The following is a 26,110-nucleotide window of genomic DNA, read 5'->3' as shown; positions in this document are numbered from 1 at the left end:
AAATAGGAGAGTAATAATTATGAATCCATATGAACAATATATGCATGAATTAGCACAACAAATGCGTTCAGAACTAACTGACAATGGCTTTGAAAGCTTAGAAACAATTGAAGATGTATCTAATTACATGAATAACGTAAATGATAATGATACGACTTTCGTAGTTATCAACTCAACATGTGGTTGTGCAGCTGGCTTAGCACGTCCAGCCGCTGTGGCAGTTGCTGAACAAAATGAGAAAAAACCAACAAATAAAATCACAGTATTTGCTGGTCAAGATAAAGAAGCAACGCAAACAATGCGCGAATATATTCAACAAATACCTTCAAGCCCTTCATATGCATTATTTAAAGGGACAGAATTAAAACATTTTATCCCTCGCGAACATATTGAAGGACGTGACATCCAAGATATTTGTATGGATATTAAAGACGCTTTTGATGAAAATTGCTAAATCGTAACTTTATTTAAAATGAGACTGAGACATTAATAAAATGAGCTCTAGGAATCCAATATACGGTGACCCAATCTCACTTAACGTCTAATTATAATTTATTAAATTAATCGATAAATTATAGTTAGACGTTTTTTTATCATATTTAAAATTGAGAAATTGACCTACATTTAATTTTATAAGTATCAGTTTTCTAGTATAATAAACATTAATATAAATAATTCTAGGAGATGAAAATATGCTAAATCCATTTGATTCAGCGTATCATAGTTTATGCGAAGAGATTTTAGAGCTTGGCAGACAACGTGATGATAGAACACATACAGGTACGATATCAAAATTCGGTCATCAGTTAAGATTCGATTTGTCTAAAGGCTTTCCTTTGTTAACTACTAAAAAAGTATCGTTTAAACTAATCGCTACTGAATTATTGTGGTTTATAAAAGGTGATACGAATATTCAGTACTTACTTAAATACGATAATAATATTTGGAATGAATGGGCTTTTGAAAAGTATATTCAATCAAGTGATTATAAAGGTCCAGATATGAGTAATTTTGGACATAGAGCACTCCAAGATGAAGCATTTAATGAGCTTTATAAAGAAGAGATGAAAAAGTTTAAACAACAAATTCTTAATGATGATGAATTTGCGAAAAAATATGGTGATTTAGGGAATGTTTATGGTAAGCAATGGCGTGATTGGGTAGATAAAGAAGGTAATCACTTTGATCAACTTAAAACGGTGATTCAACAAATCAAAGAAAATCCTAACTCTCGTCGACATATTGTATCGGCATGGAACCCTACCGAAATTGATACTATGGCTTTACCTCCTTGCCACACAATGTTTCAATTTTATGTTCAAGAGGGTAAATTAAGCTGCCAACTTTATCAACGTAGTGCAGATATTTTTCTAGGCGTTCCATTTAATATTGCTAGTTATGCACTTCTAACTCATCTTATCGCTAAAGAATGTAATCTTGAGGTTGGAGAGTTTATTCACACATTTGGCGACGCCCATATTTACTCAAATCATATTGACGCTATTCAAACTCAGCTATCTAGAGATAGTTTTACTCCACCAACTTTAAAGATTAATTCAGATGCATCTATTTTTGATATTAATTATGAAGATTTAGAAATAGTAAATTATGAATCTCATCCATCAATTAAAGCTCCAATAGCAGTATGATAAATTTACTAATTATATAAATATACTCAAATATAAAACCTGGAGGTAAGATCATGACTTTATCAATTCTAGTAGCACATGACCAACAACGAGTGATTGGTTACAATAACGCATTACCTTGGCACTTACCAAACGATTTAAAACATGTAAAGAAACTTTCTACCGGTAATACTTTAGTGATGGGAAGAAGAACTTTTGAATCAATCGGTAAACCACTACCTAACAGAAGAAATGTCGTTTTAACTCACGATACTTCTTTTAACGTAGAAGGTGTGGATGTCATTCATTCAATTGATGAAATTTATGAGTTAGAAGGTCATATTTTTATATTTGGGGGACAAACACTCTTTGAAGAAATGATGGATAAGGTGGATGATATGTATATCACTGTTGTTGAAGGTAAACATCAAGGTGATACATTCTTCCCACCTTATACATTTGAAGAGTGGGAAATTGCTTCATCAGAAGAAGGTCAATTAGATGAAAAAAATAAAATTCCACATACCTTTTTACATCTTGTAAGAAAATAAACAAAAATAAATTATTAAGCGGAGGCAGTTATGACTAAACAAATAATTGTGACTGATTCTACATCAGATTTATCACAAGACTATTTAACGCAACACAATATACATGTTGTCCCTTTGAGTTTAACTATCGACGGACAATCATATGTAGACCAAATTGATATTTCATCTAAAGATTATATTCAAAGAATAGAAGAAGATGCAGATGTTAAAACAAGTCAACCGCCCATCGGCAAATTCATAGAACTATATGAACAATTAGGACAAGAAGATGTTGAAATTATTAGTATTCACATGGCTTCTGGTCTTAGTGGCACTTACCAAACTGCGCTTCAAGCGAGTGATATGGTCGATGCCAACGTCACAGTCATCGATTCTAAATCCATCTCATTTGGTTTAGGTTATCAAATTCAACGATTAGTAGAATTAGTAAACACTAATCTCTCAACAAATGAAATTGTCACTAAAATTCAAGAATTACAAAAAAATATTAAACTGTTTGTAGTGATTGGCCAATTAAATCAACTAATTAAAGGTGGACGAATTAGTAAGACTAAAGGTTTTATTGGTAATATTATGAAAATCAAACCTATTGGTACACTTGAAGATGGCTATCTTGAAATTGTTCATAATTCACGTACACAAAACTCAAGTATTCAATATTTGAAAAAAGAAATTTCAGAATTTATAGACAAACATAAAATCAAATCAATTGGTGTAGCCCATGCGAATGTAATTGAATTTGTCGAAAAGCTTAAAACTCAATTTGACGATGCTTTCGGTAAACATGAGTATGATGTTAACGTAACTACACCTGTGGTGACTACTCATACTGGCCAAGGTGCTATTGGTCTAGTTGTAGTTAGAGAAGCGAAGTAATACACTTTTATCTATACTTACTTGGGAGTTACGAGACATAGCTGAGTAAATTACTTTAAATTAAGCTAATATTATCGTAAATTTAAGTAATGATAGAGGAGGTAATTATATGGCATACGCAACATTCGCAGGAGGATGCTTTTGGTGTTTAGTAAAACCTTTCACATCTTATCCTGGCATTGAAAGTGTAGTGTCTGGTTATAGTGGCGGACACGTTGAAAATCCTACTTATGAGCAAGTTTGTACAAATCAAACTGGTCACAGAGAGGCAGTTCAAATCACTTATAATTCAGAAATCACGTCCTTCGAAAATATTTTAGACGTCTATTTTAAAACATTTGATCCAACTGACAATAGTGGACAATTCTTTGATAGAGGCGAGAGCTATGAACCAGCTATTTTTTATCATGATGAACATCAAAAAAAGGCTGCTGAGCTAAAGATACAACAACTTAACGAAGAAGGTGTGTTCAAGAAACCTGTTGTGACACCTATTCTTCCTTATAAAAACTTTTACCCAGCTGAAGATTATCATCAAGACTATTATAAGAAAAATCCAATGCATTACGAACAATACCAACGTGGGTCAGCCCGCAAAGCATTTATCGAATCACATTGGGGGTCTCAAAATGATTAAAAAAAATAAAAATGAATTAAATGAAATGGAATATTTAGTAACGCAAGAAAATGGTACAGAACCACCATTTCAAAATGAATACTGGAATCATTTTGATAAAGGCATTTATGTCGATAAAATTTCAGGTAAACCACTTTTTACATCTGAAGAAAAATTCGAATCAGATTGCGGATGGCCAAGTTTTTCAAAATCTATTGATGATGATGAAATAATTGAACTTGTGGATAAAACATTTGGAATGGTTAGAACTGAAGTTAGATCAGAAGGTGCCAACAGCCACTTAGGCCACGTGTTTAATGATGGCCCTAAGGATCAAGGCGGATTACGCTACTGCATTAATTCGGCAGCTATCCAATTTATTCCATACGAAAAACTAGAAGAACTTGGATACGGTGATTTAATACCATACTTTGAAAAATAGGAGTGACAGTTAATGTTTAAAAAATTATTTGGAAAAGGTAAAGAAGTAGATAAAAACATTGAAATTTATGCACCAATTACAGGTGAGTATGTAAATATCGAAGAAATTCCCGACCCTGTTTTTGCACAAAAAATGATGGGCGAAGGCTTTGGAATTAATCCTACTGAAGGTGAAGTTGTATCACCTATAGAAGGTAAAGTTGATAATGTCTTTCCAACTAAACACGCAATTGGTTTAAAGGCAGATAATGGTTTAGAACTTTTAGTACACATTGGTTTAGACACTGTCCAATTAGATGGAGAAGGCTTTGAAATTTTAGTAAATAGTGGAGATACGGTTCAAGTCGGTGACCCGCTTCTTAAATTTGATTTAGAATTTATTAGAAATAATGCTAAAGATGTTATTTCACCAATTATTATTACAAATTCTGATCAAACTGAATCTATTTATATCAATGATGCACAAGCTGTTATCAAAGGTGAAACTAAAATCGTTGATGTGACAATGAGCTAATGAAAGATCATTCATTTTATCAATTTGCTTTAACAGCAAGAGGTCGCAAAGATAGTAAAGGGGAACTAGCAGAAGAAATCTTTAATGATTTATCGTTTCCTAAGCATGAGAGTGACTTCAACAAATTATCCGATTATATTGAAATGCAAAGTGATATCACATTACCAATGTCTATCTTTGATGATTTGTACGCTGAATATCAAGAATGGTTAAAATTCTAAGTTAAGACAAAAGCTGAGACCCTTAACGTCTCAGCTTTTATATTGCGTCTATAAAATCGTCCCTTTTAAGTTGCGTTTAATTTAAAATAAAGACATACTAGTAATATCTTTTCGACATCATTCAATATAAATACATAGAGGTTACAAGAGGAAGTGGTTTTATGAGTAACAAATCTGAAGAATATAATGATAATAATAGATCTAAATCAGAAGAAACGACATCATCAAATAAAAAAGTACGCTTAAAAGTTTGGCAATTCATATTATTATTATTAGTTACTATTCTTATCACAGCTGGCATAACAGTCGCAGCTACTATTGGAATTAGTCACAAAATTAGTGGATTAACTAAAAGTGAAGCTAAAGAAATGAAAAAAATAGAATATGCTTATAAAACTTTAAACAATGATTATTATAAAAAGCAAAATTCTGATAAATTAACAGAAGCAGCTATTGACGGTATGGTTAAAGAATTAGATGATCCATATTCAGAATATATGACGAAAGATAAAACTAAAAGTTTCAATGAAGATGTGTCTGGTGACTTCGTAGGAATAGGCGCAGAAATGCAAAAGAAAGATAAACAAATTATGATTACAAGTCCAATGAAAGATTCTCCTGCCGAAAAAGCTGGTATTAAACCAAAAGATGTAGTCACTAAAGTGAATGGTAAATCTACTAAAGATAAACCATTAGACCAGATTGTTAAAATGGTAAGAGGTAAAGAAGGTACAACAGTGACACTTACTATTAAGCGTGGTTCTCAAGAAAAAGATATCGATATCAAACGTGATAAAATTCACGTTAAAAGTGTTGAATACAAAAAGAAAAATAACGTTGGCGTCTTTACAATTAATAAATTTCAAGAAAACACTGCCGGAGAATTAAAATCCTCTATTATCAAAGCACACAAAGATGGTGTCCGTGATATCGTATTAGATTTAAGAAATAATCCGGGTGGACTATTAGATGAAGCTGTCAAAATGGCTAATATCTTTATTGATAAAGATCAAACAGTCGTTAAGCTTAAAAAAGGTGATGATACAGAACCTATTACGACGTCAAACAACTCATTAAAAGAAGCAAAAGATATGAAAGTGAGTATATTAGTTAATGAAGGTTCTGCAAGTGCTTCTGAAGTCTTTACTGGAGCCATGAAAGATTACAATAAAGCGAAAGTATATGGCTCTAAAACATTTGGTAAAGGTATAGTACAAACTACACGTGAATTTAAAGACGGCTCATTATTGAAATATACGCAAATGAAATGGTTAACTCCTGATGGTCATTATATCCATGGCAAAGGAATCCAACCAGATGTTAAAATTAGTTCTCCTAAATATCAATCTATAAGTGTCATTCCAACTGATAAAACATATTCAGTCGGTGACAGTAATAAAAATATTAAATCAATAAAAATAGGTTTAGACGCGCTAGGATATCACACTAATGACGAGTCTAATCAATTTGATACAGATTTAGAACAAGCTATTAAGCAATTCCAAAACGAGCACAATTTAACAACAAATGGTAAATTCGATACCAAAACTAATGAGAAATTCACACAGTTATTAGTTGAAAAATCTAACAAAGAAGATACAGTATTAGATAAATTAATAGATAAACTTAAATAAAGTAAAGAGGTGTATTTAAACAAATGATTAGATTAGGTACTATGGAGGATATCTCCCAAATTGAAACGTTAGTCCAAGAAGCAAAAGAATTAATGCAAGAATTTGATAATAACCAATGGGATGACAAATATCCTGTGACTGAACATTTTGAAGAAGATATTAACGCTAAAACACTATACGTGTTAGAAGAAAAAAGCACAATTTATGGTTTTATAGTGGTCGACCAACAACAATCAGAATGGTATGATGATTTAGAATGGCCAGTTGATAGAGAAGGTGCTTATGTCATTCATAGATTAGCTGGTTCACAAAACTATAAAGGTGCAGCCACTCAACTTTTCGACTTCGCAGTCAATTTAGCTGAAGAGCATGGCATCCATGTTATATTAACTGATACATTTGCTTTAAATAAACCTGCTCAAGGTCTTTTTGAGAAATTTGGTTTTGAAAAGGTTGGCGAAGCAGAAATAGACTATCATCCATTTGATAGAGGCGCACCTTTCTATGCATACTATAAAAACATATAAGAATAGAGGTTAATAACTATGGCTAAAATAGCATTTACCGGCGGCGGTACAGTTGGACATGTTTCAGTAAACTTAAGTCTAATACCAACTGCTACCGAAAAAGGACACGAAGCGTTCTATATTGGGTCTAAAGAGGGTATTGAACGTGAAATGATAGAAACTCAATTACCTAATGTTAAATACCATCCCATATCTAGCGGTAAATTACGTAGATATTTATCTTTTGATAATGCAAAGGATATTTTTAAAGTGTTAAAAGGTGTACTCGATGCACGCAAGGTACTTAAACGTGAAAAGCCCAATATATTATTTTCTAAAGGTGGGTTCGTTTCAGTACCAGTTGTAATAGCTGCGCGCTCTTTAAATATTCCTACGATTATTCATGAATCTGATTTAACGCCTGGACTAGCAAATAAAATCTCGTTGAAATTTGCTAAAAAAATCTATACTACCTTTGAAGATACATTAAAATATCTACCACGCGAAAAAGCTGATTTTGTGGGCGCTACAATTCGTGAAGACTTAAAAGAAGGCCAAAAGGACCGTGGTTATCAACTTACTGGTTTTGATAATTCTAAAAAAGTTTTACTAGTTATGGGTGGCAGCTTAGGTAGTAAAAAATTAAATGAATCCATTCGTGAAAATTTAGAAGCTTTATTACATGATTATCAGATCATTCACTTAACAGGTCATGATTTAGTAGACAACTCATATGATAAAAAAGGGTATGTCCAATATGAATTTGTTAAAGAAGAACTTACAGACTTATTAGCAATTACAGATACTGTGGTAAGTCGTGCTGGTTCCAATGCAATCTATGAATTTTTAACTTTACGCCTCCCTATGTTGTTAATTCCTTTAGGATTAGATCAATCACGTGGTGACCAAATTGATAACGCTAAGAATTTCGAATCAAAAGGTTACGGAAGATTCATTCCTGAAGATCAATTAACTCAAATTAAATTATTAGAGCAATTAAAAGACATAGAAGCTAATCGTGACGCTATAATTAAACAAATGGAAACTTACAAAGAAAGTTATACAAAAGAAGATTTATTCAATAAAATTTTAAAAGATGCTTTATAAGCTTGGGAGGCGCACACAATGAATCGTACAAAGCGTATTACCTTACTTATTATTTTTACATTAATATTTGGAATTATTGCCTTTTTCCATGAATCACGCCTAGGCAAATGGGTAGATAATGAAGTTTATGAATTTATATACTCGTCAGAGAGTTTTATAACAACTTCAATCTTACTAGGTGCTACTAAAATCGGCGAAGTATGGGCTATGGTCTGTTTATCATTAATGCTAGTGGCCTATCTAATGCTTAAAAAATATAGAATCGAAACTTTATTTTTTGTAATTGTCATGATTTTATCTAGTATCATTAATCCAGTGCTAAAAAATATCTTTGACCGTGAACGTCCTACTTTATTACGTCTTATTGATATCACAGGATTTAGTTTTCCTAGTGGCCATGCTATGGGTTCAACCTCATTCTTTGGCAGTGCTATATTTATAGCTAATCGACGAATGTCAGGAAGTTACAAAGGTGTATTAATTGGACTTTGCGCACTCTTTATTATGCTCATTTCTATTTCTAGAGTATATTTAGGTGTTCACTACCCAACTGATGTAATTGCTGGAATTATTGGCGGAGCATTTTGTATTGTGCTTTCAACTTTAATTTTGAAAAAGCAATTGTATCCTTCATCAAGTTAAAAGATTTTATGCGAGCGAGACTGAGACATTGTCACAATGTTTCAGTCTCTTTTTCTATATGTAACAAATGCATATTAATAAACATATAAAAAAGCAGTGAATCTCGGCATTAGATTCACTGCTTTAATTAAAACGTTCAAAGTTAATTTGAAAACTTTAACGTTAGTCTTTTACGGGCATATAAAAGGGGAATAACTTGAAAATGATCAATCCTTTAAGAACGAAATATATGTGGGGGGAATTGTCTTAGTCGGTATTGATAATCATTTTCAAATATTATTATACAGTACTGAGAATCATTGTCAATTATAAATGCGAAAAATTCTCAATTAAATTTTATATTTTAAAACTTTCATATCTTACACTTCGTTAAACTGTCATATCATTTCAAATGAAACGCTTATTTTTAAGCTTTTATGTGATAAAATATAGTCTATGCAAAATAGCTTAAAAGAGTGGGAGCGAGACAGAAATCTAATGAGCGGGACAGAATCCTACTTTTAGAATATCGTTTATCGGTTTTTAAAAGCACAAATTATTAATGTCTGAATTTCATTTCAGACCATTACTGCCAACTGATTCATTTTTATATTATTGTTTCAGTCTCTTTATGGAAATGATTGACGTATCCCATACTCAATTTAAAAAGTCTTAAATATCACTATATTTACTTTTATTTAAAAAGGGCTTTTAAAATTAGACGTTTTGTCAGAACAAATCATAAATTGCCAATTTTGAGTGATAATTTTGCTCATCATTTAGGATTAACAACGTTCTATTATACATACTTATAGTCCTAACTTTTTTCATATTAAATAAGAGGTGTTTTTAAACAATGACAAATATATTAATCGTTGAAGATGAACAAAATTTAGCTCGTTTCTTAGAGTTAGAATTAACTCATGATAACTACAGTGTAGATATTGAATATGAAGGCCAAGCTGGTCTAGATAAAGCACTTACCAATAATTACGACTTAATTATATTAGATTTAATGTTACCTAATATTAATGGATTAGAAATATGTCGTCGTGTGCGTCAACAACAAAGTACACCTATTATCATTATTACCGCAAAGAGTGATACGTATGATAAGGTAACAGGCTTAGACTATGGCGCTGATGATTACATCGTCAAACCATTCGAAATAGAAGAATTATTTGCCCGTATACGTGCCGTGCTACGCCGACAACCACAAAAGGATATTATTGATATAAATGGAATTAAAATAGATATTGTTGCCTTTAAAGTGACTATAGAGGGTCAACAATTGGATTTCACTAAAACAGAATATGATTTACTATATTTGTTAGCTACAAACCGTAATCATGTTTTACAAAGAGAGCAAATCCTCGATCATGTGTGGGGATATGACAGTGAAGTTGAAACAAATGTAGTAGATGTTTACATTCGTTATTTAAGAAATAAATTAAAACCATTTGGCAAAGAAAAGACAATCGAAACAGTTCGTGGCGTTGGGTATGTGATTAGATGATTAAAAAACGTACTTTACAATACAAATGGATGATGATAACTACCCTCATAATGTTCACTACAATTATTTTGTTTTGCTTAATCATTATCTTTTTTCTTAAAGATACATTAAGACATGGCGAAATTGATGAAGCTGAGCACAGTTTAAGTGATATCGTAAATTTAATTCAAACTAAATCCATTAATAATATATCTACATTAGATTTGAGTGCGTCACTAGAAAACTTTGAAGAAGCTATTATTTATGATCGAGATGGCAAACAAATTATGCAAACTTCAAATGAAAATGGTATGAATTTTAAACCTTCAATTGATTTCACAAAGATAGAACATATCCAAGTGAAACGCAATGAAGGTGTGCAATATCTCATTTTAACCGAACCTATTCACACTCGTTATTTCGAAGGTTATAGCGTACTCGCGCACTCTCTAGAAGGCTATAACAATGTAGTACGATCTCTATACGTTGTAGCAATTGCTTTTGGGTTACTAGCTACTATTATTACTGGCGGTATTAGCTACATCTTCTCAACTCAAATCACGAAACCATTAGTAACGATGTCTAATAAGATGAATCAGATTAAACGTGATGGTTTTCAGAAGAAATTAGAACTTAATACGAATTATGAAGAAACAGACAATTTAATTGATACCTTTAATGATATGATGTACCAAATTGAAGACTCTTTTAATCAACAGCGGCAGTTTGTTGAGGATGCTTCACATGAATTACGAACTCCTTTACAAATTATACAAGGACATTTAAATTTAATTCAAAGATGGGGTAAAAAAGACCCAGCAATTTTAGAAGAATCACTTAATATTTCTTTAGAAGAAATGAATCGGATCACAAAACTTGTTGAGGAATTATTACTTTTAACAAAAGATAAGGTGAATAGCCAAATCTTAGAATCTGAAGAAGTAAATATCAATGATGAAATACGGTCTCGTATTAAATCGTTGAAACAATTACATCCTGACTATAAATTTGAAACAGATTTAGCTAACAAACCATTAACGTTAAAAATTAATCGTCATCAATTTGAACAACTCTTATTAATTTTTATAGATAATGCGATGAAATACGATAAAGATAATAAACATGTTCATATCAAAACAAACTTACGTAATAAACAAACTAGTATTGAAATCACTGATCACGGACTAGGTATTCCTAAAGAAGACCAAGATTTCATTTTTGATCGTTTTTATAGGGTTGATAAATCCCGAGCGAGAAGTCAAGGTGGGAATGGATTAGGATTATCTATCGCTGAAAAAATTGTTCAACAATATGGTGGCTATATATTAGTTGAAAGTGAAGTCAATAAATACACTAAATTTAAAATCATATTCAAATAATATTATATATATATAAATTTGGGGTTAAGACAATCATCGTGAATGCTTTGTGAACCAATCAATTAATTAAGGTTACCAAAGCAAGAGCTATAGTAAACATTTTAAGGAATAGAGTGTAAGACATTAAGATTTCTATACCACTCTCTCACTTAATTTTGCTATTAGCTATATGTTTTGTCTTAACCTCATTGTTTTTCCATAATATTCAGTTAATAGACTTTATCAAAGTGCTAAATAGTGCTATTATTGTCATGTAAGCGGTTTAACTATTTTGTGGAGGGTACATTATGGCAAAGGATAACAAGGATGTTACGGAAGCTCCTGTAAACTTTGGTGCAAATTTAGGACTTATGCTTGATTTATATGATGATTATTTACAAGATCCTACTTCTGTACCAGATGATTTACAAGTTCTTTTTAGTACAATTAAAAATGGTGAAGCAAATATTCAGGCACAGCCTGCCACTGAAGGGAGTGGCTCATCAGCAAGTGATGACACCATCAAACGCATTATGCGCTTAATCGATAATATACGTCAATACGGCCATCTCATGGCGGCTATTTATCCTGTAAATACTCCTGAAAGAACCAACGTTCCAAAACTGACAATGAAAGATTTTAACTTAGACAAAGAAACATTAGAGAACATTTCTTCAAGTATTGTCTCAGATCATTTCAGTGATATTTATGATAACGCATATGAAGCAATCGAACGCATGGAGAAGCGTTATAAGGGATCGATTGCATTCGAATATAACCATATTAACAATAATAAAGAACGTACATGGTTAAAACGTCGTATTGAAACACCTTACCGAGCTACTATTAATAATGATGAGAAAAAACAATTATTTGATACTTTAGCTCATGTTGAAGGTTTTGAAAAATATTTACACAAAAACTTTGTTGGAGCTAAACGTTTCTCTATTGAAGGTGTAGATTCATTAGTATTAATGCTTCAACAAACATTAAAACGTGCTGCAGAAGTCGAAATTCAGAATATTCAAATTGGTATGGCCCATAGAGGTCGCTTAAACGTATTAACTCATGTACTTGAGAAACCTTATGAAATGATGATTTCTGAGTTTATGCATACAGACCCTATGAAATTCTTACCGGAAGATGGCAGTTTAGAACTAACTGCTGGATGGACTGGCGATGTTAAATACCACTTAGGTGGCGTTAAAACTACATCTTCATATGGTATTGAACAACGTATTTCATTAGCAAATAACCCAAGTCATTTAGAAGTCGTGGCACCAGTAGTAATTGGTAGAACACGTGCTTCACAAGATAATACACAACATCATGGTGGTCCTACGACTGATTTCCATAAGGCTATGCCAATTATCATCCATGGGGACGCAGCATATCCAGGACAAGGTATTAATTTTGAAACGATGAACTTAAGTAATCTTGATGGTTATTCTACTGGTGGCGCATTACATATCATTACTAATAACCGAATTGGCTTTACTACTGAACCTATCGACGGTCGTTCAACAACTTATTCTACAGATATTGCTAAAGGTTATGATGTTCCAATATTACATGTTAATGCGGACGATGTTGAAGCAACTATCGAAGCGATTGATATTGCTATGGAATTTAGAAAAGAGTTCCATAAAGACTTTGTAATTGATTTAGTAGGTTACCGTCGTTACGGGCATAACGAAATGGATGAACCATCAATCACTAACCCTGTTCAATATCAAAGTATTCGTAAACATGATTCTGTTGAAATTATCTACGGTAAAAAATTAGTAGATGAAGGAGTTATAACTCAAGAACAAATGGATGAAATAATGGATAACGTGCAAAAAGAAATGCGTGCTGCTCAAGATAAAATCGATAAAACTGATAAAATGGATAATCCAGATATGGAAAAACCCGAATCACTTGAGCTTCCTTTACAAAGTGATGATACAGATTTCTCATTCGAGCATTTAAAAGAAATTAATGATGCGATGTTAACGTATCCAGAAGATTTCCATGTTTTGAAAAAGCTTAATAAAGTTCTTGAAAAACGTAGAGAGCCATTTGAAAAAGAAGATGGTTTAGTCGACTGGGCTCAAGCAGAACAACTTGCGTTTGCGACTATTGTTCAAGACGGCATATCAGTGCGTTTAACTGGCCAAGATAGCGAAAGAGGAACATTCAGTCATAGACATGCTGTATTACATGATGAAGAAAATGGAGATACATTCACTCCTTTACATCATGTGCCGGATCAAAAAGCAACATTTGAAGTTCATAATAGTCCGTTATCAGAAGCAGCTGTCGTTGGCTTTGAATATGGTTACAATGTTGAGAATAAAAACAGTATGAATATTTGGGAAGCACAATATGGTGATTTCTCAAACATGGCTCAAATGATCTTTGATAACTTTATGTCTTCTGCACGTGCAAAATGGGGAGAACGCAGTGGTTTGACTCTATTTTTACCTCATGCATTTGAAGGCCAAGGGGCAGAACATTCATCAGCTCGTCTTGAAAGATTTTTACAACTTGCAGCTGAAAATAATAGTACAGTAGTTAACTTATCAAGTTCTAGTAACTACTTCCATTTATTAAGAGCTCAAGCTAAAAGTCTAAATACAGAGGCTATGAGACCATTAATTGTTATGTCACCTAAAAGTTTATTAAGAAACAAAACAGTGGCTCAACCAATTGACCAATTTACATCAGGTGGTTTTAAACCAATTATCGTTGATGAAGCTAATAAAGATAAAGTTACAAAAGTCATTTTAGCTTCAGGTAAGATGTTAATTGATTTAAAAGAACATTTAGCTAAAAATCCTGATGAGTCTATTTTGTTAGTAGCTGTCGAAAGATTATATCCATTCCCTGAAGAGGAAATTAAAGAAGTGTTAAACGAATTACCAAATCTTGAAACAGTTTCATGGGTTCAAGAAGAGCCTAAAAACCAAGGTGCATGGTTATTTGTTTATCCATACTTAAAATCTCTTGTAGGCGATCAATATAACCTAAGCTATCACGGTAGAATTCAACGTGCGGCACCAGCTGAAGGTGATGGAGAAATTCATAAGCTTGTTCAAAATAAAATTATTGAAAGTAGTATGAAAAATAACTAGGGGGAAATACTATGCCAGAGGTAAAAGTTCCAGAATTAGCAGAATCTATTACGGAAGGTACGATTGCAGAATGGTTAAAGAACGTAGGAGATAGCGTTGAAAAAGGAGAAGCCATTCTTGAATTAGAAACTGATAAAGTCAATGTTGAAGTTGTATCAGAAGAAGAAGGTGTTTTACAAGAACAACTCGCTTCTGAAGGAGATACAGTTGAAGTGGGTCAAGTCATTGCTACTGTTGGGGAAGGCAGTGGTAATAACTCTTCAGACAATCAAGATGATAAGAAAGCTGAAGACACTACTGAAGATAAAGATAATGCGCCAACTGAATCTAAAGAAGAATCAAAAGACACATCAGAAAAAGCAACTGATGAATCAACTGGAGAAACATCATCTAATCAACGTGTTAATGCGACACCTTCTGCACGTCGTCACGCACGCGAAAATGGTGTTGATTTAAGTTCAGTTTCTGGAAAAGGTAATGATATTTTACGCAAAGATGATATCGATAATAATCAAAAAGCTAGTCAAACACAATCTTCTAATAAAGCATCAGAACCAAGCAAAAAAGAAGAATCTAAAAAATCATCAAGCGCTCCTAATAAACCAGTAATTCGTGAAAAAATGTCACGTAGAAAGAAAACTGCTGCCAAGAAATTATTAGAAGTATCTAATAATACTGCAATGTTAACAACATTTAATGAAGTTGATATGACAAATGTTATGGCATTACGTAAACGTAAAAAAGAACAATTTATTAAAGACCACGATGGTACTAAATTAGGTTTCATGTCATTCTTTACAAAAGCAGCAGTAGCAGCATTGAAGAAATATCCTGAAGTTAATGCTGAAATTGACGGCGACGATATGATTACTAAACAATACTATGATATCGGTATTGCTGTATCAACTGACGATGGTTTATTAGTACCTTTCGTTAGAGATTGTGATAAGAAAAATTTTGCTGAACTTGAAAATGCAATTGCAGATTTAGCTGTAAAAGCACGTGATAAAAAACTTGGCTTAGATGACATGGTTAATGGTTCGTTTACTATCACTAATGGTGGCGTATTTGGATCAATGATGAGTACTCCAATTATCAATGGTAATCAAGCAGCGATATTGGGAATGCATTCAATTATTACGCGTCCTATCGCGATTGATAAAGATACTATTGAAAACAGACCAATGATGTATATCGCTTTAAGTTATGATCACAGAATTATCGATGGTAAGGAAGCAGTTGGTTTCCTAAAAACAATTAAAGAGTTAATTGAAAGCCCTGAAGACTTACTACTCGAAAGCTAATTCAAATATAATCAATTTAAAATTTGAAATATAAATGATTTAAAATCCAATTGAGATGTCGCAATTTCAATTGGATTTTTTATGTTCTTATCACTCTTTTAGATAAGCCTATATGCTATTTTAAGATATAATTCGAGCTAAAGGAGTGGATATCTGGAACCGGGCTTCTGAAAAGTCTTATCCTTGTCTATGCTATATAACAAGGCAAATATAGACTTAATTTTCAATATTGCAATAACATAACCATAACTATACACATCTGCAGGTTAGGGACTAAACTTTCATTTAATTAAAGTAAAATGGTTTATAATATAATTACAACTTATCTAGCATAAAAGTATGAATAATAGTTGTTTAGTGTTGTTAAAAGCTAAATATAAGTATTAAGTTATTTAGCTTATATATTTACAAAATGGTAAATAACGAACTTTAAAGCAATTCAAACTCACTATTCTTTAGTGCAAAAAGAAATAAACGACCAACTCCCCTCACTAATAAAATAAAGGTAGGGGAGTTAGTTTTGTAATTCTTTATACAAAATATCAATTTAAAATTATCGAACTTTAAACAACTTTTAATTAATTATAGTTCGTTAATAATCTTTACAATCATTATATCTTTGACCCAATACCTCATCATATAAATCGTATTTAAAATGCGTTATAATATATTGGAAAAGACAAATATTAGGGGTGTCAATAAATGAGCGGACTTAGAAGTGTCACGATAGGCACAAGCGATCTTTCTAAAACGAAAGAATTATTTAAAGATGTTTTAGGATTAAATGTTGCATCTAAGAATCAGGCTTTACGTTTCGGGGATGCTGATTTAAATCCAGGTACTAGACTTCATTTTGTAGAGGTTGCTAATCCTGAATATGAGAATCAACATATCTCAAGTGTAGGGTTAAGAACACCAACTGATTCAGGTTTGGATGAATATCAATCTATTTTAAAAGAACATCATATTGATTTTAATCCGGTAACTGAATTAAATGGAAATAAACATTTTGATTTTAAAGATGCGAATCATCAAATATTCGATATTTATTCTAATGAACATAATACCGGAGTTGGTTTAGGTACACCAACCTTTGATAGTTCAGTCAATCCGCTCCATCAGTTACAAGGCCTCGGTCCTGTAATTATTAAGGTTAATGAGTTGCCGGTCACTGCTTCAATTTTCAAAAATGTATTTAATTTAACTCATTATGCAGAATATGAGTCAACCGAATTCTCAGGCCAAATTATTCAAGTATTTCGAATTGGCGAAGGAGGTTTAGGTGGAGAAATTCATCTATATCAACCTGACGAACCGGTTGAATTAAAAGAAGAAGGTATTGTTGAACAAGTTGAATTTAGCGCTAATTCAATAGAAGAGTTTAATAAAGCACAACGAGAGTTGGACGAAATTGGCATTCCTTACCAGTCATTGAATCAAGGAGATGCTAAGTCTTTAAGGATTACTGAAAATAGTGGTATCTCATTTATTTATACTTTAGACAACAAATAATTATCAGCATTGAGCTGAATTTTAATAAATTATTACTTTAACATTAATGGAGGATTTTAATATGGCAATGTTACATGAAACATGGAAGGAACGTACACCAATTAAAAAGGTAGAAGTAGTTAATACTGATGCTAAGAAATTTACGGTTTCTAATATGTTAACTATCGGACAACAATATGATGTAATTAATGAAACAGAAGAATACTATCAAATTATTGATAATTCAGGTAAAGTTGGCGGCTATTTCAAAGATTATTTTAAAGAAGTATAATTAGTTTAATCATTGTAACTACATTTAGAATATATGCTCAGAGGATAGGAGTTTATCATTATATAATGATTCTAACGTTCCTAAGCACTTTAATTCCGCCTCATGGGCTATTTTTCATGTTAAAAAGGAGAGAGTAAATTTAAAATGATACAAAATCAATATATTAATTCAGATGAATCTGTATTTAATGATGCTAAAGCATTGTTTAGTTTAAATAAAAATATTTTATTAAAAGGACCAACAGGCTCAGGTAAAACTAAATTAGCCGAAACATTAGGTCAAGAAGTCAATACTCCAATGCATCAAGTTAACTGCTCTGTAGATTTAGATGCTGAAAGTTTACTAGGATTTAAAACGATTAAAACTAATGAAGAAGGTCAACAAGAAATAGTATTTATTGATGGCCCAGTTATTAAAGCTATGCGTGAAGGTCATATTTTATACATTGACGAAATTAACATGGCTAAGCCAGAAACATTACCTATCTTAAATGGCGTGCTCGACTATAGACGTCAATTAACTAATCCATTTACTGGGGAAGTTATCAAAGCTGCACCCGGCTTCAACGTTATTGCTGCAATTAATGAAGGGTATGTAGGTACTTTACCTATGAACGAAGCCTTGAAAAACCGTTTCGTGGTAATTCAAGTAGATTACATCGACGGCGATATTCTGAAAAACGTTATTAAGCAACAAAGTAGATTGCAAGATGATAAAATTATCGAACAAATTATCAAATTTAATGAAGATTTACGTACAATGTCTAAACAAGGTCAAATTTCAGAAGAAGCAGCAAGTATACGTGCGTTAATCGATTTAAGTGATTTAATTACTGTTATGCCAATCGAACGTGCAATTCAACGTACAATTATCGATAAATTAGAAGATGAACGTGAACAACAAGCAATTAAAAATGCTATCGAATTAAACTTTTAAAGAGGGGCTATTATGAGTGATCGTTTTATAAAATTTAATGATGAGCAATTAGATGCCAAACAAGTCATGATGTTACAAGACTTAGCTCGCTTGCTACTAAAAAACGAACAAACACAAGTTAAAATACAAAAATTCCCTTATTATGATCCTATCAATAATACACTTATCACTAGTTGGTTCTGGTCTCATCGTCCAAAAGAGATTGAAAGTGCTGGATTGAAAACCGATGTCATGCTAGCAGCTTACGGCTATGAAATGATGGATGAATCAATCGTTAATGAGGTCTTACATGAGGATGAATTTGCTCATCCAAAGTTATATCATCAAATTTTTCGTTTATTAGAAGATATGCGTGTATTTAACCATATTAAAAACGAACGTCCAAGTACCGCTAAATTAATCGATTTACGTCTACAAACGCGTTTATCATATACGGAGTCTCAAATCAAATTTTACAAGACTAAAACGGTATATACTGATTTACTATTTTTATATTTGGAACGTGCATTTTTAAGTCAAAACTTCTTTGATATCCCGACGATTCATCCACAATTAGATGATATCTTAAATCATATGTTGCAGTATTTGCCTAACTTTTTCCAAAATGAAACATCAGAAGACAATATGTATCTCGCTCAACGAATCATGTTTCAAATCGATGATATGTTAACCAAAGATATGCTTAATGAATATTATCATCTGCCACGTAGAGTCTATGAAGCAATTCACGACTTAACATTTGAGGATATTAAACGTACGGATGCAAGTAACGTAGATGGACAAGATAATACAAATGAAGAATCTGAAGCTGAAACAGCTGAGGCTGAAACTAATGCTCAAGATAGCAAGTCTGAAGGTGGCGCTTATCTTGAAATGGAATTACACGAAGGCGAAAATAGTGACGTTATTGGCGATAATGACACTGCTCGTGAAGGCGATTCTACAGATGATATGACTGATATAATGACTAAAAAAGGACGCGGATCTGAGAGTACATTAGATAATGAAGAGGGCGGCGCAGTAGGTCAAAATGCTGCTTTTGCACTTAAAGGGATTAATAATAACGTTGAAATAGAATGGAAAGTACCTGATATTGAGCCAGAATATCTCAGTGAATATCAAAACGCTAAAAACGACGTTCAATTTGAAACTAAGGATTTAATTCAAATTATTAAAAAAACTATCGACCGTGAACATGTCGATGAGCGTCATAATTTAACTAAAGGTCGTTTACAACGTGATTTAACTAATTGGTTTATAGATGATCAATACAAGCTATTTTATAAAAAACAAGACTTAAGTAAGACGTTCGATGCCACTTTCACATTATTGATCGACGCATCAGCGAGTATGTTCGATAAAATGGAAGAAACAATTAAAGGTGTAGTACTCTTCCATGAAACTTTAAAATCACTCAATGTAAAACATGAGATTTTAGCTTTTAATGAAGACGCATTTGAAGCTGATGATAATAAACAACCGAATATCATCGATGAAATCATCGGTTATGATTATTCTACTATGGAGAAAAATGGGCCACGCATTATGTCATTAAGTCCTCAAGACGACAATCGTGATGGTGTCGCTATAAGGGTAGCAAGTGAACGTTTATTAAGAAGAAGTCACAATCAGCGCTTCTTAATTGTATTCTCTGATGGAGAGCCATCTGCCTATAACTATGCGCAAGATGGAATTTTAGATACTTATGAGGCGGTAGAAATGGCTCGTAAATATGGTATCGAAGTATTTAATGTCTTTTTAAGCCAAGACGCAATTACTGAAGACATTGAACAAACTATCCACAATATTTATGGTCAATATGCGCTATTTGTTGAAGGTGTAGAGAATTTACCAAGTCATTTATCTCCATTACTGAAAAAATTATTATTAAAATCATTCTAATTTTAGATATTATATAATTTATATATATTTCAGATTTTCAAATTTTCTGAAATTACATAGACTTGTAATTCCTTTTTGTGCTAGAATGTTAAATATTGCACACATATACATAAAAAGGAGCAATTCTATGAACAAGAACACTTGGATAATTGGTTTTACTTTGTTCGCCATGTTCTTTGGTGCAGGTAATCTCATTTTTCCACCGAATTTAGGACAAGATAGTGGACAATTTTTTTGGCCCGCAGTTGTAGCCTTTTGCCTTACCGGTATTGGTTTACCATTACTGGGCGTTATTGTAGGCGCGCTTGATAAACAAGGGTACGTAGGTTCACTTAATAAAATTTCACCTAAATTCTCAATTACTTTTTTAATTATAATTTATTTAACTATTGGTCCTTTATTTGCAATACCGCGTACGGCTTCGACATCGTTTGAGATGACGATTACGCCTATTGCACATACTAATAGTAAATTAGCTTTATTTATATTTACACTCATTTATTTCCTAGTCGTTTTATATTTATGTATTAATCCTGGGAAAATAGTTGACCGCATTGGCTCACTTTTAACACCATTGTTATTACTTACTATCTTAGCAATGATTGTTAAAGGATTTGTAGATTTTAGTGGAAATGGCTCGTCTCATGGTAATCCGGAAGCATATAGTTCTGGATTGGAAAGCTTTTCAAAAGGCTTTACTGAAGGTTATTTAACCATGGATGCTATTGCGGCTATCGCTTTCTCTATGATTGTGGTTAATGCTATTAAAGCAACTGGTGTTCAACATGCAGATAATATCTTTAAACAAACTGTGATGGCAGGCTTAATTGCAGCTGTAGCGCTTGTTTTTATTTATGTTTCCTTAGGTTATATTGGAAATCACATGCATGTACCAGAAAGTACGTTGAAAGACCTTGTATCTAAAGATCAAAATGTCGGCGTTTATCTCTTAACGACCATTGCTGCAAATGGCTTTGGTGTATTCGGAAAATATATGCTTGGAATTATTGTAGCGTTGGCTTGTTTAACTACAGCTTGTGGTTTAATCGTATCAGTAAGTCAATATTTCCATAGAATCTTCCCTAAAATTTCCTATAAAATTTATGCTGTATTCTTTACTTTAATCAGCTTTATTTTAGCAAATCTAGGTTTAAATTCTGTGATTACAATGTCTGTGCCAGTTTTAAGCATCATTTATCCAGTGGCAATCACTGTAGTTCTGCTTATTTTAATGGCTCGATTAATACCTACAAAACCTATTGCACAACAAATACCAATTGTAATAGTGACGATTGTCTCAATATTAAGCGTAATTAATACAAGTGGTTGGATAAAGATGTCATTTATAGATGCGTTACCGTTAAAGCAATATTCTTTAGAATGGTTCCCAATTGCTATTTTAGCGACTATAGTCGGATATATCGTAGCTAAATTTGTTAAACAAGATTATATTGTATACCAAAAAGAGTAAGCTTTTTATTTGAGAATATACTTTTATCTCACCAGTCTAGTACATTTACAGTGTTCTAGACTGGTTTTAATATGTCTAAAATTACACACAGCTTTGACGGGAATTTTAAAGTATAAGAGCTTATAATAAAAATTAAAGTAAATAAAAAGGTGACTGATATGAAGAAAATACATGAAAATTTAGATTTCGTAGATTTAATGAGTGAGCGTCACGGTGAGCTAAGAACAATGATAGAAAAATTAACTAATGATGAAATATTAGACAATCACTTATCAAGTTCACAATGGTACGTAATTACAATCATTTATAAAAGAACATCTAGCTTATCTCAATTAAATGACCGGATGAATTTATCTCGTCAAGCCATTCATAAAGCAGTTAAAAATTTACAAGAAAAAAATATTGTTACTGTTAGTGATGTTGAAGGCAATAAAAAAGAAAAAAGCGTAGCATTGACACAATATGGAGAAAGTTGTTGTGAGAAATATATAAATATAAAACATCAAATCGAACTTTATATTCAAACACAAATTGGTGCCGAAAATATGAAATTATTAAAAACCTATCTAGGAACAGATTGGCATTTAGAAGATTTTAAAGTTAACTAGATATATATTGTTGATTCTGATCCCTTAATTTTGTCAACTAAGTTGACAAAACGAAAACCTCTTTGCTATATTAAGTAAGTCTTTTAAAGGAAGAATATAAAGAAAGAGGTATGAAATGACAGCTCAAGTAAAAGTACGTAGTCCAAAAATGTTTGCTTTCGTATTAATGTTAGGCGGGTTTATGGGGCTTTTTAGTGAAACAGCTTTAAACATGGCTTTAACTAACATCATGAAAGATTATCATATTACCGCAGTTTTAGCTCAGTGGCTTACAACAGGCTACTTATTAACGATGGCGTGCTTAGTACCCATATCAGTATATTTAATGAAATGGTTTAGTACTAAGACATTAATCGTTTCAGGCGTTACATTGTCATTGGTAGGGGTTTTAACTGCTGCAGTAGCTCCTACATTTTCAATATTATTGTTAGGACGCATTATTCAAGCGCTAGGCACAGGCATACTACTACCATTAATGGTAACCGTATTGATGCTCATTTTCCCTATAGAAAAAAGAGGAGTTATCATGGGGATGATGGGGCTAGTAATGACTGCAGGCCCAGCGTTAGGACCGACAATCGCAGGGGTAATTATTTCTAGTTTAAGTTGGCATTATATATTTTGGATTAGCGCCTTATTATATATAATTATATTATTTATTGCCTTTATTAAAGTGGAAAATGTAGCTAAAATAACTAAACCTAAAGTGGATATCTTCTCAATTATATTATCAACGATTAGTTTTTCAGGTATTATTTTAGGATTAAATATGATGGCAGAAATGTCATTCGCTCAAATGGCAGTATGGGGCCCATTATTAATCGGTATAGTCTCATTAGCATTATTTGTTAGAAGACAATTCAGTATTTCTTCCCCAATGTTAAATTTACGAGTATTTAAATATCCAATGTTTAATTTGGGTGCTGCTATGGTCTTTCTAGTCATTTTATGTATTTTAGGAACAGGTATTATACTTCCAATCTACATTAAAGGAGCATTGTTCTTTAGTTCCATAATGGCTGGTTTAATTCTTCTACCTGGAAACGCGATCAATCTAGTTCTTTCACCCATAATAGGTAAGTTATTCGATAAGCTAGGAGCAAAATTATTTGGAACGCTAGGATTCGTCATCCTTTTTATTGCCATGCTTATTTTTGCGCTAACAATTTCTGCAACAACACCTATATGGGTAATTATCCTCACTTTTATAGTGATGTTTATTGGCGTCACAATGATTATGATGCCAGCTCAAACTAATGCATTGAATCAATTGCCAAAAGAATTATATCCAGATGGTTCCGCAACAATTACTACTTTAATTCAAGTAGGTGGCTCTGCTGGAACAACTATCGCTATTACAATTTATACTATATCTATGAAAAGTGTATCAGAAGGAACTACTCAACTATCTGGGCCTTCACTTATAGCATATGGAGCTGAACATACTTTTTGGTACTTAACCGTCTTAACAATTATAGGATTGATTTGTTCACTATTTGTAAAAAAGAATACATCCAAAAATGATTAATAAAAAGCAATTTCTATTGAAATAGGATAGAAATTGCTTTTTTATATTAATATTTGTTATCAAGTTTTTGCGTATTAGGCTCTTTGATGGATAAAACATGTTGTTTTAACTCATTCTCTAGACCTAATAATTCTTTTTCAGCTTCTTGGCGTTTTTGACGACCATTTGCTTGAATTTGTAAGGTTTGTTCAATCGTTTCGATGATATCACTTTGAGTTGTTTTCAATGTCTCAATATCAACAATGCCACGTTCATTTTCAGTGGCTGTTTCGATAGCATTTTGTTTTAGCATCGCTGCATTTTGAGTTAATAAGTCATTAGTCGTATCTGTAACCCCACGTTGAGCAGATACTGCATTTCGTTGTCTCATCAATGTAAGTGCTATTGCCATTTGATTCTTCCACAACGGAATACTTGTTAATATTGAGCTTTGAATTTTTTCTGCTAATGCTTGATTTACATTTTGAATCATTCGTATTTGTGGAGCAGTTTGAATTGCTATTTGTCTTGATAATTGTAAATCATAAATACGTTTATCTAAACGGTCTACGAATTGTTCCATATCAGCGACTGCCTGAATATCCATTTGATTGCCTGTTTGTTCAGCATGTTGTTGCAATTTAGGAATATCGTTAGTTTGTATTTCACGCTTTTTGTGTTTCGCAGCTGCAATATATAATGACACATCATCGAAATATTCTTTGTTTTGGTCATATAAACTATTTAATAGTTGAATATCCTTAGATAAATTTGCTTTATGTTTATCTAATTGAATTGTAATACGATCAACTTGTGAACTTACTGATTGCATTCTAGAAAACACTTCATTTATAGAAGCTTTCGTTCTTTTAAATAAACGTTTGATTTTAGATTGTTTTTCAGGATTCAACTCATCAGGGTTGACCGCTTTAAGCTTAGACATAAGCTGATCAAGCGTGTCACCAATAGGTCCTACATCTTTAGTTTGCACCTCATCTAACATACGATGAGAAAATTTAGACATATTTTGTTGTAAGTGGGAACCAAATGATAATAAGCCTTCGTCATCTAGTGGTTTAATTTGCTGACTGATAGTTTCAATCTTTTGAAGTTCTTTATCACTAAATTGAAGTTCAGTTTCTTCAGCTATAGCATTTGGAGTAATCTCATTTTGATTAGACTGATTTAAATCTTGTTGCTCTATATAATCATCTAATGGATGTGAGTTGATAAATTGTTCTTCTCGAGTCATTTAAAAATTCGCTCCATTTCTTTATTTAAGAATCTTTACGACGTGATTGTTCTAAACGATTGAGTTCCATTTCTACATCTAATCGCTCGTAATCCTCTTCGTTAATGCGTTTTAAATCTGCAATTAATGTACGTTTTACCTCATCTAGGGTAATACGTGTTTGTTCTAATTTTTGTTTCTCTTCGATAGTTTTCTTAGGCATTTTTGAAAGACGCGTATATGAATCGATTAAATTTAAGGCGTTATCTATATGTGAGTAAAAGAAGCTTTCTACTTTAAAAAATAAAGCAGGTCTTTGCTTAACTGCGAAATGAATTGATTTAGAAATTCTATAAATATCATTAATTTGGCGAAAATCTTTTAGAGATCTAACATTGATAAATGATTTTAAGATATTTCTAATTTTATCTTGTGCCTGGTTTAAGTTAGTTCTCACAAAACGATAATCTCTACGCGATAATCCAATTTCAACTAAATACTTATTAGATGTAAGTCTTTGAGTAGGGAAGTAAGAGACGAAAAACATGCCGACGCCTATTAATCCATCTATTATAAATGAAAGGTCAAACCCAAAGACGCTGACCATCCAGGAAACAAATGCTACTGGAACGCCTACAATTACACCTAAAAGTCGAGAAATATTATATTTCAAAATTCATCTTC

At 32.3% G+C, this 26,110-nt stretch carries 25 protein-coding genes; 23 read left to right on the top strand and 2 right to left on the bottom strand.

Going from position 1 to position 26,110, the window contains the following annotated elements; translation table 11 throughout:
• The first annotated feature begins 19 nt into the window (after positions 1-19).
• From brxA to HS848_RS04490, 23 genes are all read left to right on the top strand, one after another.
• Entirely contained in the window at positions 20-454 is a 435-nt protein-coding gene (gene brxA, locus HS848_RS04600; RefSeq protein WP_198611420.1) for a bacilliredoxin BrxA, read from the top strand.
• Between the two features lie 238 nt (positions 455-692).
• Positions 693-1,649 carry a thymidylate synthase gene (locus HS848_RS04595; RefSeq protein WP_198611419.1) on the top strand — a complete coding sequence of 319 codons (957 nt, stop codon included), beginning with the start codon at positions 693-695 and terminating at the stop codon, positions 1,647-1,649.
• Positions 1,650-1,702: 53 nt separating this feature from the next.
• Entirely contained in the window at positions 1,703-2,179 is a 477-nt protein-coding gene (locus tag HS848_RS04590; protein ID WP_198611418.1) for a dihydrofolate reductase, read from the top strand.
• A 30-nt stretch (positions 2,180-2,209) separates the two neighbouring features.
• The gene (locus HS848_RS04585) at positions 2,210-3,055 is read left to right on the top strand and encodes a DegV family protein (RefSeq protein WP_198611417.1); all 846 of its coding nucleotides are present in this window, start codon (positions 2,210-2,212) and stop codon (positions 3,053-3,055) included.
• Between the two features lie 109 nt (positions 3,056-3,164).
• Entirely contained in the window at positions 3,165-3,692 is a 528-nt protein-coding gene (gene msrA / locus HS848_RS04580; protein ID WP_198611416.1) for a peptide-methionine (S)-S-oxide reductase MsrA, read from the top strand.
• Entirely contained in the window at positions 3,685-4,113 is a 429-nt protein-coding gene (msrB, locus tag HS848_RS04575) for a peptide-methionine (R)-S-oxide reductase MsrB (RefSeq protein WP_107507919.1), read from the top strand. The genes msrA and msrB overlap by 8 nt, the downstream gene beginning before the upstream one ends.
• A 12-nt stretch (positions 4,114-4,125) precedes the next feature.
• Positions 4,126-4,626, top strand: coding sequence for a PTS sugar transporter subunit IIA (locus HS848_RS04570; RefSeq protein ID WP_107507920.1), 501 nt, complete (start codon positions 4,126-4,128; stop codon positions 4,624-4,626).
• Positions 4,626-4,847, top strand: a complete 222-nt coding sequence (locus HS848_RS04565; RefSeq protein ID WP_107507921.1) for a YozE family protein — start codon at positions 4,626-4,628, stop codon at positions 4,845-4,847. Before HS848_RS04570 ends, HS848_RS04565 begins: the two co-directional genes overlap by 1 nt.
• 161 nt (positions 4,848-5,008) lie before the next feature.
• Positions 5,009-6,481 carry a S41 family peptidase gene (locus tag HS848_RS04560; protein WP_198611415.1) on the top strand — a complete coding sequence of 491 codons (1,473 nt, stop codon included), beginning with the start codon at positions 5,009-5,011 and terminating at the stop codon, positions 6,479-6,481.
• 23 nt (positions 6,482-6,504) lie between these two features.
• The gene (locus HS848_RS04555; RefSeq protein WP_107507923.1) at positions 6,505-7,008 is read left to right on the top strand and encodes a GNAT family N-acetyltransferase; all 504 of its coding nucleotides are present in this window, start codon (positions 6,505-6,507) and stop codon (positions 7,006-7,008) included.
• Positions 7,009-7,026: 18 nt separating this feature from the next.
• Positions 7,027-8,094 (top strand): undecaprenyldiphospho-muramoylpentapeptide beta-N-acetylglucosaminyltransferase, encoded by a 1,068-nt coding sequence (locus HS848_RS04550; RefSeq protein WP_198611414.1) that lies wholly within the window; start codon positions 7,027-7,029, stop codon positions 8,092-8,094.
• Positions 8,095-8,112: 18 nt separating this feature from the next.
• Positions 8,113-8,736 (top strand): phosphatase PAP2 family protein, encoded by a 624-nt coding sequence (locus HS848_RS04545; protein ID WP_198611413.1) that lies wholly within the window; start codon positions 8,113-8,115, stop codon positions 8,734-8,736.
• An 835-nt stretch (positions 8,737-9,571) separates the two neighbouring features.
• Complete coding sequence (locus HS848_RS04540) at positions 9,572-10,231, top strand: response regulator transcription factor (RefSeq protein WP_198611412.1); 660 nt, start codon at positions 9,572-9,574, stop codon at positions 10,229-10,231.
• Entirely contained in the window at positions 10,228-11,589 is a 1,362-nt protein-coding gene (locus HS848_RS04535; RefSeq protein WP_198611411.1) for a HAMP domain-containing sensor histidine kinase, read from the top strand. The genes HS848_RS04540 and HS848_RS04535 overlap by 4 nt, the downstream gene beginning before the upstream one ends.
• A gap of 287 nt (positions 11,590-11,876) precedes the next feature.
• The gene (locus HS848_RS04530) at positions 11,877-14,684 is read left to right on the top strand and encodes a 2-oxoglutarate dehydrogenase E1 component (RefSeq protein ID WP_198611410.1); all 2,808 of its coding nucleotides are present in this window, start codon (positions 11,877-11,879) and stop codon (positions 14,682-14,684) included.
• Positions 14,685-14,695: 11 nt separating this feature from the next.
• On the top strand, positions 14,696-15,988 hold the full coding sequence (gene sucB / locus HS848_RS04525) for a dihydrolipoyllysine-residue succinyltransferase (protein ID WP_198611409.1): 1,293 nt from the start codon (positions 14,696-14,698) through the stop codon (positions 15,986-15,988).
• 702 nt (positions 15,989-16,690) lie between these two features.
• Positions 16,691-17,500, top strand: a complete 810-nt coding sequence (locus tag HS848_RS04520) for a VOC family protein (RefSeq protein ID WP_198611408.1) — start codon at positions 16,691-16,693, stop codon at positions 17,498-17,500.
• Positions 17,501-17,567: 67 nt separating this feature from the next.
• Complete coding sequence (locus tag HS848_RS04515) at positions 17,568-17,771, top strand: DUF6501 family protein (protein ID WP_107507957.1); 204 nt, start codon at positions 17,568-17,570, stop codon at positions 17,769-17,771.
• Positions 17,772-17,915: 144 nt separating this feature from the next.
• Complete coding sequence (locus HS848_RS04510; protein WP_107507931.1) at positions 17,916-18,707, top strand: ATP-binding protein; 792 nt, start codon at positions 17,916-17,918, stop codon at positions 18,705-18,707.
• Positions 18,708-18,719: 12 nt separating this feature from the next.
• Positions 18,720-20,609 (top strand): vWA domain-containing protein, encoded by a 1,890-nt coding sequence (locus HS848_RS04505; RefSeq protein WP_198611407.1) that lies wholly within the window; start codon positions 18,720-18,722, stop codon positions 20,607-20,609.
• Positions 20,610-20,736: 127 nt separating this feature from the next.
• The gene (brnQ3, locus tag HS848_RS04500) at positions 20,737-22,080 is read left to right on the top strand and encodes a branched-chain amino acid-like transporter carrier protein BrnQ3 (RefSeq protein WP_198611406.1); all 1,344 of its coding nucleotides are present in this window, start codon (positions 20,737-20,739) and stop codon (positions 22,078-22,080) included.
• A 158-nt stretch (positions 22,081-22,238) separates the two neighbouring features.
• Positions 22,239-22,688: a MarR family transcriptional regulator gene (locus HS848_RS04495; protein WP_198611405.1), complete on the top strand. Its 450-nt coding sequence runs from the start codon at positions 22,239-22,241 to the stop codon at positions 22,686-22,688.
• A gap of 115 nt (positions 22,689-22,803) precedes the next feature.
• Entirely contained in the window at positions 22,804-24,216 is a 1,413-nt protein-coding gene (locus tag HS848_RS04490) for a DHA2 family efflux MFS transporter permease subunit (protein WP_198611404.1), read from the top strand.
• A 46-nt stretch (positions 24,217-24,262) separates the two neighbouring features.
• Here HS848_RS04490 and HS848_RS04485 read toward each other — a convergent pair whose 3' ends face one another.
• Both HS848_RS04485 and HS848_RS04480 read right to left on the bottom strand, forming a co-directional pair.
• A complete protein-coding gene (locus HS848_RS04485) occupies positions 24,263-25,447 on the bottom strand; it encodes a toxic anion resistance protein (RefSeq protein WP_198611403.1) in 1,185 nt (394 codons plus the stop codon).
• A 25-nt stretch (positions 25,448-25,472) separates the two neighbouring features.
• Positions 25,473-26,099 (bottom strand): 5-bromo-4-chloroindolyl phosphate hydrolysis family protein, encoded by a 627-nt coding sequence (locus HS848_RS04480; protein WP_198611402.1) that lies wholly within the window; start codon positions 26,097-26,099, stop codon positions 25,473-25,475.
• Positions 26,100-26,110: the final 11 nt, after the last annotated feature.

The organism is Staphylococcus caledonicus, from assembly GCF_016238465.1.
Classification (GTDB): Bacteria; Bacillota; Bacilli; order Staphylococcales; family Staphylococcaceae; genus Staphylococcus; species Staphylococcus caledonicus.
The sequence above is the reverse complement of the archived record's forward strand: the minus strand, read 5'-3'. Positions and strand labels throughout refer to the sequence as shown.

Bases quoted from the DNA above. Each gene is read 5' to 3' on its own strand.
- HS848_RS04495 (WP_198611405.1), top strand. From the start codon at position 22,239: ATGAAGAAAATACATGAAAATTTAGATTTCGTAGATTTAATGAGTGAG.
- HS848_RS04545 (WP_198611413.1), top strand. From the start codon at position 8,113: ATGAATCGTACAAAGCGTATTACCTTACTTATTATTTTTACATTAATA.
- HS848_RS04510 (WP_107507931.1), top strand. From the start codon at position 17,916: ATGATACAAAATCAATATATTAATTCAGATGAATCTGTATTTAATGAT.
- HS848_RS04540 (WP_198611412.1), top strand. From the start codon at position 9,572: ATGACAAATATATTAATCGTTGAAGATGAACAAAATTTAGCTCGTTTC.
- msrB (WP_107507919.1), top strand. From the start codon at position 3,685: ATGATTAAAAAAAATAAAAATGAATTAAATGAAATGGAATATTTAGTA.
- HS848_RS04490 (WP_198611404.1), top strand. From the start codon at position 22,804: ATGACAGCTCAAGTAAAAGTACGTAGTCCAAAAATGTTTGCTTTCGTA.
- HS848_RS04555 (WP_107507923.1), top strand. From the start codon at position 6,505: ATGATTAGATTAGGTACTATGGAGGATATCTCCCAAATTGAAACGTTA.
- brnQ3 (WP_198611406.1), top strand. From the start codon at position 20,737: ATGAACAAGAACACTTGGATAATTGGTTTTACTTTGTTCGCCATGTTC.
- HS848_RS04590 (WP_198611418.1), top strand. From the start codon at position 1,703: ATGACTTTATCAATTCTAGTAGCACATGACCAACAACGAGTGATTGGT.
- msrA (WP_198611416.1), top strand. From the start codon at position 3,165: ATGGCATACGCAACATTCGCAGGAGGATGCTTTTGGTGTTTAGTAAAA.
- HS848_RS04485 (WP_198611403.1), bottom strand. From the start codon at position 25,447: ATGACTCGAGAAGAACAATTTATCAACTCACATCCATTAGATGATTAT.
- HS848_RS04520 (WP_198611408.1), top strand. From the start codon at position 16,691: ATGAGCGGACTTAGAAGTGTCACGATAGGCACAAGCGATCTTTCTAAA.
- HS848_RS04595 (WP_198611419.1), top strand. From the start codon at position 693: ATGCTAAATCCATTTGATTCAGCGTATCATAGTTTATGCGAAGAGATT.
- HS848_RS04565 (WP_107507921.1), top strand. From the start codon at position 4,626: ATGAAAGATCATTCATTTTATCAATTTGCTTTAACAGCAAGAGGTCGC.
- HS848_RS04585 (WP_198611417.1), top strand. From the start codon at position 2,210: ATGACTAAACAAATAATTGTGACTGATTCTACATCAGATTTATCACAA.
- HS848_RS04535 (WP_198611411.1), top strand. From the start codon at position 10,228: ATGATTAAAAAACGTACTTTACAATACAAATGGATGATGATAACTACC.
- HS848_RS04505 (WP_198611407.1), top strand. From the start codon at position 18,720: ATGAGTGATCGTTTTATAAAATTTAATGATGAGCAATTAGATGCCAAA.
- sucB (WP_198611409.1), top strand. From the start codon at position 14,696: ATGCCAGAGGTAAAAGTTCCAGAATTAGCAGAATCTATTACGGAAGGT.
- brxA (WP_198611420.1), top strand. From the start codon at position 20: ATGAATCCATATGAACAATATATGCATGAATTAGCACAACAAATGCGT.
- HS848_RS04570 (WP_107507920.1), top strand. From the start codon at position 4,126: ATGTTTAAAAAATTATTTGGAAAAGGTAAAGAAGTAGATAAAAACATT.
- HS848_RS04530 (WP_198611410.1), top strand. From the start codon at position 11,877: ATGGCAAAGGATAACAAGGATGTTACGGAAGCTCCTGTAAACTTTGGT.
- HS848_RS04550 (WP_198611414.1), top strand. From the start codon at position 7,027: ATGGCTAAAATAGCATTTACCGGCGGCGGTACAGTTGGACATGTTTCA.
- HS848_RS04515 (WP_107507957.1), top strand. From the start codon at position 17,568: ATGTTACATGAAACATGGAAGGAACGTACACCAATTAAAAAGGTAGAA.
- HS848_RS04560 (WP_198611415.1), top strand. From the start codon at position 5,009: ATGAGTAACAAATCTGAAGAATATAATGATAATAATAGATCTAAATCA.